Genomic DNA, 14,054 nt, shown 5'->3' with positions numbered 1-14,054 from the left:
ATGCGTTCAGTCTCCCACGCGGGGCTCGCGGTGTCAGCCGCGGTCATCCACGGGGATCCGGTTCTCGCGGATGCGCCGCTCCGAATCGTCGAGGTCGATGCTGCCTGATGCGACGCCGATGACCAGATCGAAGGCATCGTCCGTCGTGAAGCGGTGCTTCCATCCGTTGATCCAGAGGAATGCCACGAAACTCGTCCACGCCGTGCGCTTGTTCCCGTCGAACAGGGGATGGTTGCGGGCCAGAGACTCGAGGAGGGCGGCCGCCTTCCGGTCCAGCGTGCCGTAGGCGTCCTCCCCGAACAGCGACGCGGCAGGGCGCGCGAGAGCTGACGCCAGGAGTCCGGCGTCCCGGACGTGGAACCCCAGGCGGCCGACGATGCGGAGGCCGTCCTCCAGAGTCAGATACTCGGTCACGCGTCTTCGAGTCGCTCGAGGAGGACCTTGTCGTTGTCGAACACGAAGTCGACGGCGGCGTCGACGAGGGCCGACCGATGAGTGTCCGCGACGAAGCGGTCGGCCGCCTCGATGAGCAGCGCATGCTTGGACGTGTGTCGCTGGGCGGCGACCTCGCCCAGCCGCGCATCGAGTTCCTCAGGGAGTCGCACCGTCATAGCCATACCAGAATGGTATCAACTCACCCTCGGCCCCGAAAGGGTGGCGGGCCACACGTCCTAGACTCGACGCGTGACCGAGCCGACCCTGCCCCGCATCCGTCCCGCCATCGCCTCCCTCGCGCCGTACCGCCAGGGTAAGCAGGCCGGTCCCGAAGCCTTCAAGCTCTCCAGCAACGAGAACCCGTTCGACCCGCTGCCCTCGGTCCTCGACGCGCTGCAGCACACGACCCCGATGAACCGGTATCCCGACGCCACGGCTGGCCGTCTCCGCGCACGGCTCGGCGCCCGCTACGGGGTCGAGCCCGAGCGGGTCCATGTCGCCTCCGGCAGCGTCGCGATCCTGCACCAGCTCGTGCTCGCCACGGCGTCCGTCGGCGACGAGGTCGTCTACGCCTGGCGATCGTTCGAGGCGTACCCCAGCCTGCCGCTCGTCGCCGGGGCGACAGGGGTGCAGGTGCCGCTGACGGCCGACGCCCGTCACGACCTCGATGCGATGGCCGACGCCGTGACCGACCGCACGCGGGCGATCATCGTCTGCACGCCGAACAACCCGACCGGACCCATCGTCACCTCCGCCGAGTTCGCGGCGTTCGTGGACCGTGTGCCGTCCGACGTGCTCATCATCCTCGACGAGGCCTACGCCGAGTTCGTCACCGCCCCCGACGCCGTCGACGGCCTGGCCGGGCGCGTCTTCGAGGCGCACCCGAACGTGGTCGTCCTCCGCACGTTCTCCAAGGCCTACGGTCTGGCCGGCCTCCGGGTCGGCTATGCGATCGGTCACGAGAAGGTGCTCGACGCGGCACGGACGACCGGAATCCCGCTGTCGGTCACCTCCGCGGCCGAGAACGCCGCCATCGCGAGCCTCGATGCGGAAGCCGAGCTCCTGGAGCGCGTCGCCGTGATCGTCGAGCGCCGCGCCCGTCTCGTCGAGGGGCTCCGAGCGCAGGGCTGGGAGGTGCCGGACGCCCAGGGCAACTTCGTCTGGCTGCCGACCGGCGCGCGCACCGACGAGGTCGCGGCGGCCTTCGTCGACGCCGACCTGATCGTGCGCCCGTTCTCCGGCGACGGCATCCGGATCTCCGTCGGCGAGGAGGAGGCCGTCGCCCGCGTGCTCGAGGTCGCAGCGACCCTCCGCTGAGCGCGGCCTCGCCCCACGAACCGCGGAATCTCGGGGTTCCGGGGAGATACGAGGGCGTCCTAGGTATGCGTGACCCGGCATGCCGGCGCGGGTAGCGTGGGGGCCGTGAGCACCTCTGAGACCCCCCTCGTGCGCGTTCTGGACGAGACCGGAAAGGTCGCCCCGACGCCGGCCGCGGAGCAGTACCTGCCGCTCATCGAGGCCATCCCCGACGACGAGCTCGCGCAGTTCTACCGCGACATGGTGGGCATCCGCGCGATCGACACCCAGGCCACCAACCTGCAGCGGCAGGGCCAGCTCGCCCTGTGGCCGCCGAGCCGCGGACAGGAGGCGGCGCAGGTCGGCTCCGGTCGTGCCGCCCGCGCCCAGGACACGATCTTCCCCTCGTACCGCGAGCACGCCGTCACCCGGATCCGCGGCGTGGACCCGGTCGACATCATCAAGCTCATGCGCGGCGTCTCCCACGGCGGCTGGGACCCGACCGACCCGAAGAACGGCAACACCCGGCTCTACACGCTCGTCCTCGGCTCCCAGGTGCTCCACGCCGCCGGCTACGCGATGGGCCTCACGTTCGACGGCCGCACCGGCACCGGCGACCCCGAGCGCGACGAGGCCGTCGTCGTCTACTACGGCGACGGCGCCTCCAGCCAGGGTGACGTGCACGAGGCCATGGTGTTCGCGGCGAGCTACCAGGCCCCGACGCTGTTCTTCCTGCAGAACAACCACTGGGCGATATCGGTCCCCGTCACCACGCAGTCGCGGGTGCCGCTCGTGCAGCGCAGCGCCGGGTACGGCATCCCGAGCGTCCGCGTGGACGGCAACGACGTCCTCGCCAGCTACGCGGTGTCCCGCGTAGCCCTCGACGAGGCGCGCGCCGGCGGCGGCCCTCGCGCCATCGAGGCCGTGACCTACCGGCTCGGCGCGCACACGACCAGCGACGATCCCACGAAGTACCGCGGCGACGACGAGGAGCTCGCGTGGGCCGGGCGCGACCCGATCGTCCGCATGCGCGCCTTCCTGGAGAACCGCGGCGCCGAGGAGAGCTTCTTCGCCGAGGTCGACGCCGAGGCCGCCGATGCCGCGGAAGACCTCCGCGCCCGCACCGTGCAGCTCGGCCCGCCCCGCGCCGACCTCATGTTCGACCACGTGTACAGCGAGCCGCATCCGCTGATCGAGGAGCAGAAAGCGTGGCGCGCCCGCTACGAGGCGTCGTTCGAAGGAGAGGGCCAGTGACCCGGGAGACCATGCCGCTGGGCAAGGCGCTGAACGCCGGAATGCGCAAGGCGATGGAGGACGACCCGAAGGTCCTCCTCATGGGCGAGGACATCGGCAAGCTCGGCGGCGTCTTCCGCATCACCGAGCACCTGCAGCGCGACTTCGGGGAGCAGCGCGTGCTGGACACCCCGCTCGCGGAGTCGGCCCTCGTGGGAACCGCGATCGGCCTCGCGATGGCCGGGTTCCGTCCCGTCGTCGAGATCCAGTTCGACGGCTTCGTCTTCCCCGCGTTCGACCAGATCACCACCCAGCTCGCCAAGCTCACCAACCGGCACGAGGGGTCGCTGCGGCTGCCCGTCGTGATCCGCATCCCGTACGGCGGGCACATCGGCGCGGTCGAGCACCATCAGGAGAGCCCGGAGGCCTACTTCACCCACACCCCCGGTCTGCGCGTGGTGTCGCCGTCCACCGCGAACGACGCCTACTGGATGATCCAGGAGGCCATCGCGTCGGACGACCCGGTGATCTTCCTGGAGCCGAAGAGCCGGTACTGGCCGAAGGGCGAAGTCGAGCTCGATGCGCCCGCCGTCCCGCTGCACTCCTCGCGGGTGGTGCGAACCGGGACCGACGTGACGCTCGTCGGACACGGCGCCATGGTCACGACTCTGCTCCAGGCCGCCGCGCTCGCCGAGGCCGAGGGCACGAGCTGCGAGGTCGTCGACGTGCGCTCGCTGTCGCCGGTGGATTACGAGCCGATCCTCGGGTCGGTGCGCAAGACCGGACGCATGGTCTACGCGCAGGAGGCTCCGGGGTTCACGAGCCTCGGCAGCGAGATCGCCGCGACCGTCATGGAACGCGCGTTCTACGCCCTCGAGGCTCCGGTGCTGCGGGTCTCGGGGTACGACACCCCGTTCCCGCCCGCGAAGCTCGAGGGCGCCTACCTGCCGGATGCCGATCGCATCCTCGAAGCCGTCGACCGCTCCCTGGCCTACTGACACCGACGTTCCATGTTCACAACTCAGGACAATCGCCCCCTTCACCCGTCCAGCGCGGGCGCAGGGGCGCGCACCGGTTCGAGTCTCCTGAGTTATGAACGTGGCCCACGAAAGGACTCCGCATGAGCACGCAGAACTTCCCCCTCCCGGATGTCGGCGAAGGGCTGACCGAGGCCGAGATCGTCGCCTGGAAGGTGGCCCCGGGCGACCGGGTCGCCATCAACGACGTCATCTGCGAGATCGAGACCGCGAAGTCCCTCGTCGAGCTGCCCTCCCCGCACGCGGGCGTGGTCGGCGAGCTGCTCGTCGACGAGGGGGCGACGGTCGAGGTCGGCACCCCGATCATCACCTTCGTGACCGACCCCGCGGCCGGCTCGGGGACCGATGCGGTCGCGCCCGGCACCGTCGCGACGGCCGAGGCGCCCGCGCCCGAGGAGGGCGGCGGGTCGGTGCTCGTCGGCTACGGCTCCGGAAGCGGCGCGACCTCGCGACGCAAGCGCCCGGCCGAGCGCCCGGTGCGGTCGTCGGTCGGCGTGATCGCGAAGCCGCCGATCCGCAAGCTCGCCCGCGACCTCGGCGTCGACCTCACGAGCGTGACGCCCACGGGCGCCGACGGCGAGGTCACCCGCGACGACGTGATGAAGCACGCCTCCCAGGCCAGCGTCTTCCGCAACATCGAGACCCCGGAGTGGGGGAGCGTGCGGGAGGAGACGGTGCCGGCGCCGCAGGCCCCGTCCGGCCTGGCGCGTGGCCTCGCGCCCGTGCGCCCGTCGGCGGCCGGCGACGACCGCACCGAGTCCATCCCGGTGAAGGGCGTGCGCAAGGCGACGTCGTCGGCGATGGTGCAGAGCGCGTACTCCGCCCCGCACGTGACGGTGTGGAAGGAGATCGACGCCACCCGCACGATGGAGCTCGTCAAGCGCCTCAAGGCCTCGCCCGACTACGCCGACATCAAGGTCTCGCCGCTGCTCATCATGGCCCGCGCGGTGATCTGGGCGGTGCGCCGGACGCCGATGGTCAACGCGGCCTGGATCGACACCGAGGCCGGGGCCGAGATCGCCGTGCGCCACTACGTGAACCTCGGCATCGCCGCCGCCACGCCCCGCGGCCTGCTCGTGCCGAACATCAAGGACGCGCAGGACCTCAGCATGAAGGACCTCGCCCGCGCCCTGAACCGGCTCACGCTCACGGCGCGTGAGGGCAAGACCCCGCCGGCCGACCAGCAGAACGGCACGATCACCATCACGAACATCGGCGTATTCGGGATGGACGCCGGCACTCCAATCATCAACCCGGGCGAGGCCGGCATCGTCGCCATGGGCACGATCAGCCAGAAGCCCTGGGTCGTCGACGGCGAGGTGCGCCCGCGCTGGGTGACCACGGTCGCCGGCTCGTTCGACCACCGCGTGATCGACGGCGACGGCATGAGCCGCTTCATCGCCGACGTCGCCTCCATCCTCGAGGAGCCCGCGCTGCTGGTGGACTGAGGTCCCTGCGCCGCAACAGGCAATCGCGCGAGATCAGGCTCTGGCGTGGGGGAGAGCCTGCTCCCGCGCGTCGGCATCATCCCCGGTGTTCGAGTGGCACCTGCGCCATGCGCTCGAGACGAATCAGGGCCAAAGGTCACTCTTCGGTCGGGACGCACGCTCGCCCGGGACGGGTGAGACCTCTTGCCTGGTGTTCCGGCCCGGGTCTACTCTCCGGCTGGGGGAGATATCCGACCGAGATGAGTCGAGATGTCCAGTCGTACATCGCAGGTGCTGGTCCGAAACACGCAGGGCGCTCGTCGTCGCGCGCGTCTGCTGCTCTCGGCAGCGTTGGCGGCGCTCCTCGGCGTCGCGGGCCTCGTGGGCGCGTCCGCCGCGGTGGCGGCACCGGGGAGCCCCGGGGTGCCGCAGGCGCCGGCGACCGCGGTCTACCTGGAGACCTTCGAGAACCAGACGGCGACCAACGGCATCCGGATCGGTCAGTACACCGGCGGGGCGGCGGCGAACACGGAGACCTACGTGACGAGCCCGAACTGGGCTCCGGTCGCCGACCAGTGCAACGGCTGGGTCCTGCGCTCGACGACACCGCGGAACGCGGTGGTGACCGGCGTGGACTCGGGCTGCGACGCCACGGCCTGGGCGTATCTCCAGGGGATGGCGACAGCCATCGGTCTGTACAAGGGTCAACCGCTGGCGGCGGCTCAGCAGAACCAGATCCTGTCGGAGTACACCAACGGCGGCTCCGCGCCCGGCCCCGGCGTCGAGTTCCAGACCGCCAAGCCCATCACCGCAGGGATCGTTCCCGGGCACTTCTACCTCATCAGCGCGGTGTACGGTGCCGCGAACTGCGTGTCCGAGGGGCCGACGTTGAACCGTGTGGATCCGCGGCTGAGCTTCAACCTGATCGTGAACCAGACCGGCAGCGGGCCCGCGCCCGGTACGGGTGGGGGCACGGTCACCACCCTCGCCAGCGGCCTCAATCCATGCACTGATCCGGCAGCGCGAGAGATCACGGTGGGCGGGAGGCTCTTCCATGTCGCGGAGCTGCAGTCCGCGGGATTCCGCGCCGACGCCACGACCACCTCGCTCGGCGTGCAGCTGTTCAACGCGGCGGGCGGGTTCCGTGGGAACGACAGCGGTTTCGACGACCCGCAGATCGTCGACGCGACACCGCAGCTCGACAAGGTGTTCAGTCCGACGACGGTGAAGGTCGGGCAGACCTCCACGCTGACGTTCACCATCACCAACACGGACGATCTCGAGGCGAAGAACGGATGGTCGTTCACCGACACCCTCCCGGCGGGGCTGCGTTTCGCGGGCGATCCCACCACCGACTGCCCGGCGGGAGCCGCGACGGTCGACGGGACGCGCATCAGCGGGACCGGGAACATGGACGCGGGTACGGTCTCGTGCACATTCACGGTTCCGATCACCTCCGACACCGAGGGTTCCTACACGAACGGCCCCTCGAACATCGGCCCGATCAGCGGTCTGCTCGAGCCGGGCAACAGCACGGTGGTCTTTACCGCCGCGGACGCGCCCGCGATCAGCCTCGTGAAGTCTTCGAGCCTCACCGACCCGGCGCAGTACGTACTGAACGCCCCGGTGACGTACTCGTTCCTGGTCACCAACACCGGAAACGTCGACCTGACCGCGGTCGCCGTCTCCGAGACGGCCTTCAGCGGCACGGGGAGCCCACCGGTCGCCGCGTGTCCGCAGACCACGCTTGCACCAGGGGAATCGACGACGTGCACGGCTGAGTACACGCTCACGCAAGCAGACATCGACGCGGGAGAGGTGACCAACACCGCTCAGGCGACCGGCACTCCACCGGAGGGGGATCCGGTCACTGCGACGGACGATGCCGTTATCTCCGGGAGCGAGGCACCGCAGCTCTCCCTCGTGAAGACGGCTGACGCGAGCGGCGTGCAATCCCCGACTCGCGTCGGCGATCCCATCGCCTACACGATCCTCGTGACGAACACCGGCAACGTCACGCTCACCGACGTCGCCGTCACCGACACGCTCCTCGGAAGCGCCATCACGTATACCTGGCCGGGGGCGGCGGGCACCCTTGCGCCCGGGCAGAGCGCGACAGCCACCGGAACGCACGAGGTCATCGCCCTCGACATCGAGACCGGCGCGGTGACGAACACCGCCACCGCCACCTCTCGCGACCCCAACGGCGCCGAGGTGCCGGCCGGGCCGCAATCCACGACGACGCCGCTGGACCAGGCTCCGGCCCTCGCGCTGGTCAAGTCCGCGTCCCCGGCGCTCAGCACGCCGCCGGCACCCGGCGACCTCATCACGTTCTCGTTCACCGTCAGCAACACCGGGAACCTCGACCTCCGCGAGGTGGCGATCACCGACCGGCTTCCGGGCCTGTCCGCCATCACCTACACATGGCCGGGCGACGCCGGAGTGCTGTTCCCCGGCCAGGAAGGCACGGGGACGGCCACCTACGCGATCACACAGGCCGATATCGACGCCGGTGTCGTGGCGAACACCGCCGTCGCGAACGGCACCACGGAAGCAGGAGCCAACGTCCCCTCCAACGAGGCCGACACCTCTACTCCCCTGGAACGGGCACCGGCCCTCACCCTCGTGAAGACAGCCGACGGAGCCGGGATCACCGACCCCGCCGAGCCGGGGCAGCCCATCGTCTACTCGTTCACGGTGACCAACTCGGGGAACACGACCCTCACCGCGGTGGCCATCACGGACCAGCTCTCCGGCCTGCCGCCGTTGACCTACACCTGGCCCGCGGCAGACGGCGTCCTCCTGCCGGGCCAGGAAGCCACCGCCACCAGCACCTACTCCACCACCGCCGCCGACATCGACAACGGAGAGGTCACCAACAACGCCACCGCCACCGGGCAACCACCGGCCGGCGACCCCATCGATTCGGACCCCGCGACCACGACCACGCCATTGACGCAGGCCTCGTCACTCAGCCTCGTCAAGACCGCTGACGCGAGCGGGATCACTGATCCGGCAGAAGCCGGACAGCCCATCGTCTATTCCTTCACCGTGACCAATACCGGAAACACGACCCTCACCGACGTCGCCGTCTCCGACGAACTCGCGGGCCTCCCGCCGCTGCAGTACACCTGGCCCGGCGAGGCGGGAGTGCTGCGTGCCGGCGAGGAAGCCACCGCGACGAGCTCCTACCCGATCACGACCGCCGACATCGACAGGGGCAGCGTGACCAACAACGCGACAGCCACCGGGCGGCCCCCGACGGGCGACCCCCTCGAGTCCGATCCGCAGTCGACCACCACACCGCTCGAGCAGGAGTCTGCACTGGAGCTCCGTAAGAGCGCGGATGGATCCGGGATCACGGACCCCGCCGAGGTCGGACAGCCCATCGTCTACACCTTCACGGTCACGAACACCGGCAACACCACTCTCACGGACGTCATCATCGTGGACGAGCTGGCGGGGCTGCCTGCCTTGACCTACACCTGGCCCGCGGCGGAGGGGGTGCTGCTCCCCGGCGAGGAGGCCACCGCCACCAGCACCTACGCGATCACCGCCGCCGACATCGCCCGGGGCACAGTCACGAACAACGCGACGGCCACCGGCACACCCCCGACAGGGGATCCCATCGAATCCGACCCCGCGACGACGACGACCGACCTCGTCGTGACCCCGGAGCCGACACCGAGCCCGACCCCGGCGCCGAGCACGGGCGGGCTCTCCGACACCGGAGGGACCGTGCCGCTCGTCGCCCTGGCTGCCGCCGTGTGCCTTCTTGTCGTCGGCAGCGGGCTTGCTGTCGCAGCTCGACGGAGGAAGGTCACGCGGAACCAAGATCACTAGATCACGGGGACCGGGATTGAGTCCTCGGGTTGACCAGCTAGAGAGTGGCGACCAACAGGCAATCGCGCGAGATCAGGCAGGAGAGCGGGGGAGTTGCTGATGTCGCGCGTGCGCCTGTTCTGGCGGGAGGGCGGAGGGGACCAGGCAGGTCGACTCTGCGGCCGTGCTCCCCCGCACGGAGGGCCGTACATCGCACTCGGGTGGTGGACCCAGGCGTTCGCGCGAGAGCAGGCTGCCAGGGAGGGAGAGGCCTGAGCTCGCGCGCGTGCCTGTTCTCGCCAGGGGAGGGGGTCAGGCGGTGAGACGCTGTTCCGCGAGGCGGGGGACGGCACGTTCCCGAGCGGCCTTCCGGGCGGTCGCGATGGCCCCGGCCGACACGACCTCCGCGCCGAGCGTCGAGGCGAGGATCTCCGGTGCGGGCAGGTGCAGCTCGTCCGGGAGTATCCGGCGGGCGGCGGCCAGCACGGGTTCGATGCTCTCCGCCACGGCCCCGCAGATGATCACGCGCGCGGGGTCGTACATGCTGCCGAGCACGCCGACGACCCGGGCGAGCGTGGCGCCCACGCGCTCGGCGACGTGGAGGGCGTCGGGGTCTCCGGAGGCGGCGAGCGTGAGCACCAGTCGGGGGTCGACCGGCCCGTCCGCCACGAGCCGGCCGAGGGCTCCGTCGGCGGGGGCCTCGCCCTCCGCGACGGCGGCCCGGGCCTGCTCTTCCAGGGCGTGCCGAAGTCCCACCGCCGAGCCGACCCCGATGATGTGGTCGAACACCACGCCCTCGCCGACGCCGCCGTGGGCGCCGTGCAGCACATGCCCGTCCACGACCACGCCGCCGCCGAAGCGCTCGCTGGCGAGCAGGGCCACGTAGTCGCGGCAGTCGACGGCGACCCCGAGCGTCCCCTCGGCGATCGCGGCGAGCTGGGCGTCGTTCTTGACTTCGACCACCGGGGCCCAGTCGCGCAGAGCCTCCGCGAGGCCGGGGTTCGTGCGCTCCCAGAAGCCGTCGGGGTGCGGGGGCGAGATGCCGTCGCGGTTCACGGGAGCGGCGACGCCGGCGCACACCGCGAGCACACGCTCCGAGGGCACCCCGGCCTCGTCGCGCGCGGCGCTGAGGTGCTGCAGGATCGTCGCCCGGCGGTCGTCGGCGCTCTGCGCGGGGTCGACCTCCACGCGATGGTGCACGAGCGTGCGATCGAGCAGATCCGCGACGGTCACCGCGAGGTGCGTGTCTCCGGCGTCGATGCCCATCACCACACCGAGGTCCGCCGAGAGGGCGAAGCGGCGCGCGGGGCGTCCGGAGCGGTAGTCGCCGATGGCGCGGGCGTTCGGCAGCTCGCGCAGCACCTCGGCGGTGACGAGCGTGTCGATGGCGTCGATGGTGGTGGAGCGCGTCAACGAGGTGCCGGCCATGGCCTCGGTGGCGGTGAACTCGCCCGCCGTCCAGGCGAAGTCGAGCACCGCGCTCACGCTCGCGCGGCCGGTGCCGAGTCCCGTCGAGACCTCTGTCACTCCCCTTGACCTTTCTGTCGCCCAGATGAGACAGTACCTCTAGACAGACTAAATTCGCTCACTAGATTTACTCCGCGGATCTACGAAGGGACGATGGTGTCTGCAACACGACCACGAGTGGTGCGCTGGACCGCCGGAGCGCTCGGCCTCGTGCTGACCGGCGCCGCGCTCACCGGCTGCGCCGCGGGCGGGGGAGCGGAGACGATCCGCTTCACGTTCAGCAAGCGCGAGGCGATCCCGTTCATGACGGAGCTCGTCGCGGAGTACAACGCGTCGCAGGACGACGTGCGGGTGGAGATCGACACGTCCGGCGTCGACGTCGTGTCGGCGAGCTTCGTCCGCGGCAACCCGCCGGACATCATGCTCGCCAACTACAACTACGAGGTCGCCCGGTTCGTGCAGCGCTGCGCGCTCACCGATCTCTCCGACACCGAGGCCGCCGCCGGCATCCGCGACGACCTGCAGCCGCTCATGGATCAGTACGGCTCCTGCGCAGGACGCACCAGCGCGCTGCCGTACTCGGTCATGGCCGCCTCCGTCATCTACAACAAGCAGATCTTCGCGGAGCAGGGCCTGGAGGTGCCGCAGACCTGGGACGAGCTCCTCGCCGTCAGCGACAGCCTCCGCGAGGCCGGGATCGACCCGTTCTACGCCACCTTCAAAGACGACTGGACCGTCGGGCAGGGGTGGTACGACTACGCCGTCGGCGGCTCGCTCGACGTGCTGGCGTTCTTCGACGCGCTCGCCGCCGAGGGCACCGACGTCGGCCCGGACTCGGAGGTCTCGTTCGAGAAGGACTTCGCGGAGCCGATGGACAAGATGATGCTGCTCGCGGACGAGTACACGAACGAGGACGCCGCGAGCCGGGCGTACGGAGACGGGAACCTCGCCTTCGCGAAGGGCGAGGCCGCGATGTACCTGCAGGGGCCGTGGGCGTTCAGCGAGATCGCCAAGACCGACCCCGACCTCGACCTCGGGACCTTCCCGCTGCCCATGACCGACGATCCGGACGACCTCGCGGTCCGCGTCAACATGGACCTCGCGGTCATGATCCCGGAGGAGTCGAAGCACCAGGAGGCCGCGCGCGACTTCCTGGAGTACCTCTACCTCCCTGAGCACATCGAGGAGTACAACGCGTCGCAGCTCGGGTTCACCCCGACGACCGACGCGGCGCCGCCGGACGACCCGCGCATCGAGGGCATGATCGAGTACTACGACGAGGGCCGGATATATCAGGGCCCCTCAGTGCTCGTCCCGAAGACCCTCCCGATCTTCAACTACGCGCAGGCGATGGTCCTCGGCGCCGCCCCGTCGTCCATCCTCCGCACCATGGACGCCGACTGGGCCCGCATCGCCTTCCGCGCCCCCATCCCGAGCTCCGAGGATTCCGCATCGGGCGAGACAGAGGAGTCCGCGCCATGAGCACCACCACGACCACCGGCGCCGACGCCGGGACGAGCACCACCGCCATCCTCACCGGCGGGCAGCGGAAGATCCGCCGCCACACCCGCCGCGTCGAGCCGATCTACTACCTGTTCCTCCTGCCGACTCTCGTGATCTTCACGCTCGCGATCACCGTCCCCGGCGTGATCGGCATCTTCTTCAGCTTCACCGACTCCATCGGCATCGGCGAATGGAGCTTCAACGGGCTGACGAACTACATCGCGCTGTTCAGCGACCCGGCGATCCTGCAGAGCTACCTCTTCACCTTCGGGTTCTCGATCGCGACCGTGATCGTCGTCAACGTCATCGCGTTCCTGCTGGCGGTCGGCCTCACGTCCCGGATCCGGTTCAAGACGGGCCTGCGGACGATCTTCGTGATCCCGATGGTGATCTCGGGCATCATCATCGCCTACGTCTTCAACTTCCTGTTCTCGAACTCGATCCCCGCGGCGGGCGCGGCCACCGGCATCCCGTGGCTGGAGACGAGCCTGCTCGCCAACCCCGACCTCGCCTGGGTCGCGATCGTGATCGTCACCGCCTGGCAGGCGGTCCCCGGTACCCTCCTCATCTACATCGCCGGACTCCTGTCGGTGCCGGGCGAGGTGTACGAGGCGGCGAGCATCGACGGTGCCAGCCGCACGCAGCAGCTCACCCGCATCACGATCCCCCTCGTCGCGGGATACGTCGTCATCAACGTGATCCTCGGCTTCAAAGGCTTCCTCAACGCCTACGACATCATCGTCGGCCTCACCAACGGCGGTCCCGGCACCGCCACCCGCAGCGTCGCGATGACGATCATCGCGGGCTTCAACGGCGGCGACTACGCCTACCAGATGGCCAACGCCACGATCTTCTTCATCGTGGCCGTGCTCATCTCCGTCCTCCAGCTCTCGCTGACCCGCGGAAGGAACACGTTCTGATGTCGACGGAGACCCTCACCACCATCCCCGCGGACGGACGCCGGAAGCGGCAGAAGATGGAGCGCGTCAACTGGTCGGGCACCATCATCCTGATCCTGTGCACGGCGACCATCCTCATCCCGCTGTACGTGACGATCTCGATGGCGTTCAAGACCACCGGGCAGGCGGTCGACGGCAACGCGTTCTCGCTGCCGGCGCCGTTCAGCATCGACGGCTTCGTGCAGGCGTGGACGCTGACGAAGTTCCCCGTGGGGGCCGCGATCTCGCTGCTCGTCACGGCGGGGACGGTCATCGCGACCATCGTCCTCGCGGCCTTCGCGTCGTACGCGATCGTGCGCAACTGGGACCGCCGCCTGTTCCGCTACTCGTTCTTCTATCTGCTGGCGGCGATGTTCATCCCGTTCCCCGTCGTCGCACTCCCGCAGATCCAGCTCACCGGACGCGTCGGCCTCGACAACCCGTTCGGCGTGATCATCCTCGCCACGATGTTCCAGCTCAGCTTCAGCGTGCTGCTGTTCACGGCCTTCCTGCGCTCGATCCCCATCGAGCTGGAGGAGAGCGCGCGGATCGACGGCGCGACCACCTGGCAGACGTTTTGGAAGCTGATCTTCCCGCTGCTCGCCCCGATGAGCGCCACGGTCGGCATCTTCGCCTTCCTCTACGCCTGGAACGACTTCATGATGCCGTCGCTGATCATCTCCGACCCCGCGCTGCAGACGCTCCCGGTGCGGCAGAACCTCTTCCAGAACCAGTTCAGCAACAACTACAACGTCGCCTTCGCCTCGTACCTGATGGCCATGGCTCCCGCGATCGTCGCCTACCTCTTCACTCAGCGCTGGGTGATGGAGGGCGTCACGCAGGGTGCCGTCAAGGGCTGACCCGACCCCCGCAAGAAACAAGGAGAGCCTCTTCCT

11 protein-coding genes are annotated in these 14,054 nt (G+C 69.7%); 8 read left to right on the top strand and 3 right to left on the bottom strand.

Annotation, left to right across the window (positions count from 1 at the left end):
- Positions 1-33: 33 nt before the first annotated feature.
- Both BK819_RS12110 and BK819_RS17015 read right to left on the bottom strand, forming a co-directional pair.
- The gene (locus BK819_RS12110) at positions 34-414 is read right to left on the bottom strand and encodes a type II toxin-antitoxin system death-on-curing family toxin (protein WP_071329357.1); all 381 of its coding nucleotides are present in this window, start codon (positions 412-414) and stop codon (positions 34-36) included.
- Entirely contained in the window at positions 411-617 is a 207-nt protein-coding gene (locus BK819_RS17015) for a hypothetical protein (RefSeq protein WP_083391770.1), read from the bottom strand. Before BK819_RS17015 ends, BK819_RS12110 begins: the two co-directional genes overlap by 4 nt.
- A 67-nt stretch (positions 618-684) precedes the next feature.
- On the opposite strand from BK819_RS17015, the gene BK819_RS12100 reads away from it, so the two are divergent.
- From BK819_RS12100 to BK819_RS12080, 5 genes are all read left to right on the top strand, one after another.
- The gene (locus tag BK819_RS12100; RefSeq protein WP_071329355.1) at positions 685-1,752 is read left to right on the top strand and encodes a histidinol-phosphate transaminase; all 1,068 of its coding nucleotides are present in this window, start codon (positions 685-687) and stop codon (positions 1,750-1,752) included.
- Between the two features lie 105 nt (positions 1,753-1,857).
- Positions 1,858-2,985, top strand: a complete 1,128-nt coding sequence (locus BK819_RS12095) for a thiamine pyrophosphate-dependent dehydrogenase E1 component subunit alpha (RefSeq protein WP_071329435.1) — start codon at positions 1,858-1,860, stop codon at positions 2,983-2,985.
- Positions 2,986-2,996: 11 nt separating this feature from the next.
- Positions 2,997-3,962, top strand: coding sequence for an alpha-ketoacid dehydrogenase subunit beta (locus BK819_RS12090; RefSeq protein ID WP_029989147.1), 966 nt, complete (start codon positions 2,997-2,999; stop codon positions 3,960-3,962).
- Between the two features lie 122 nt (positions 3,963-4,084).
- Complete coding sequence (locus tag BK819_RS12085) at positions 4,085-5,449, top strand: dihydrolipoamide acetyltransferase family protein (RefSeq protein WP_071329354.1); 1,365 nt, start codon at positions 4,085-4,087, stop codon at positions 5,447-5,449.
- Between the two features lie 249 nt (positions 5,450-5,698).
- A complete protein-coding gene (locus tag BK819_RS12080) occupies positions 5,699-9,271 on the top strand; it encodes a DUF11 domain-containing protein (protein ID WP_071329353.1) in 3,573 nt (1,190 codons plus the stop codon).
- A gap of 291 nt (positions 9,272-9,562) precedes the next feature.
- Here BK819_RS12080 and BK819_RS12075 read toward each other — a convergent pair whose 3' ends face one another.
- Positions 9,563-10,777, bottom strand: a complete 1,215-nt coding sequence (locus tag BK819_RS12075; protein WP_071329352.1) for an ROK family protein — start codon at positions 10,775-10,777, stop codon at positions 9,563-9,565.
- Positions 10,778-10,870: 93 nt separating this feature from the next.
- Between BK819_RS12075 and BK819_RS12070 the strand changes: the two genes are divergently transcribed.
- From BK819_RS12070 to BK819_RS12060, 3 genes are read left to right on the top strand one after another with little or no spacing between them, the layout of a single operon-like run.
- Positions 10,871-12,199 (top strand): ABC transporter substrate-binding protein, encoded by a 1,329-nt coding sequence (locus BK819_RS12070; protein ID WP_071329351.1) that lies wholly within the window; start codon positions 10,871-10,873, stop codon positions 12,197-12,199.
- The gene (locus tag BK819_RS12065) at positions 12,196-13,140 is read left to right on the top strand and encodes a carbohydrate ABC transporter permease (RefSeq protein WP_177173838.1); all 945 of its coding nucleotides are present in this window, start codon (positions 12,196-12,198) and stop codon (positions 13,138-13,140) included. Before BK819_RS12070 ends, BK819_RS12065 begins: the two co-directional genes overlap by 4 nt.
- Positions 13,140-14,018 (top strand): carbohydrate ABC transporter permease, encoded by an 879-nt coding sequence (locus BK819_RS12060; protein ID WP_071329350.1) that lies wholly within the window; start codon positions 13,140-13,142, stop codon positions 14,016-14,018. The genes BK819_RS12065 and BK819_RS12060 overlap by 1 nt, the downstream gene beginning before the upstream one ends.
- Positions 14,019-14,054 lie beyond the last annotated feature (36 nt).

The sequence above is a fragment of the Microbacterium sp. LCT-H2 genome (genome assembly GCF_001866135.1).
Taxonomy (GTDB): Bacteria; Actinomycetota; Actinomycetes; order Actinomycetales; family Microbacteriaceae; genus Microbacterium.
Note: the sequence above shows the minus strand (reverse complement) of the source record. Positions and strands in the feature narration are given on the sequence as shown.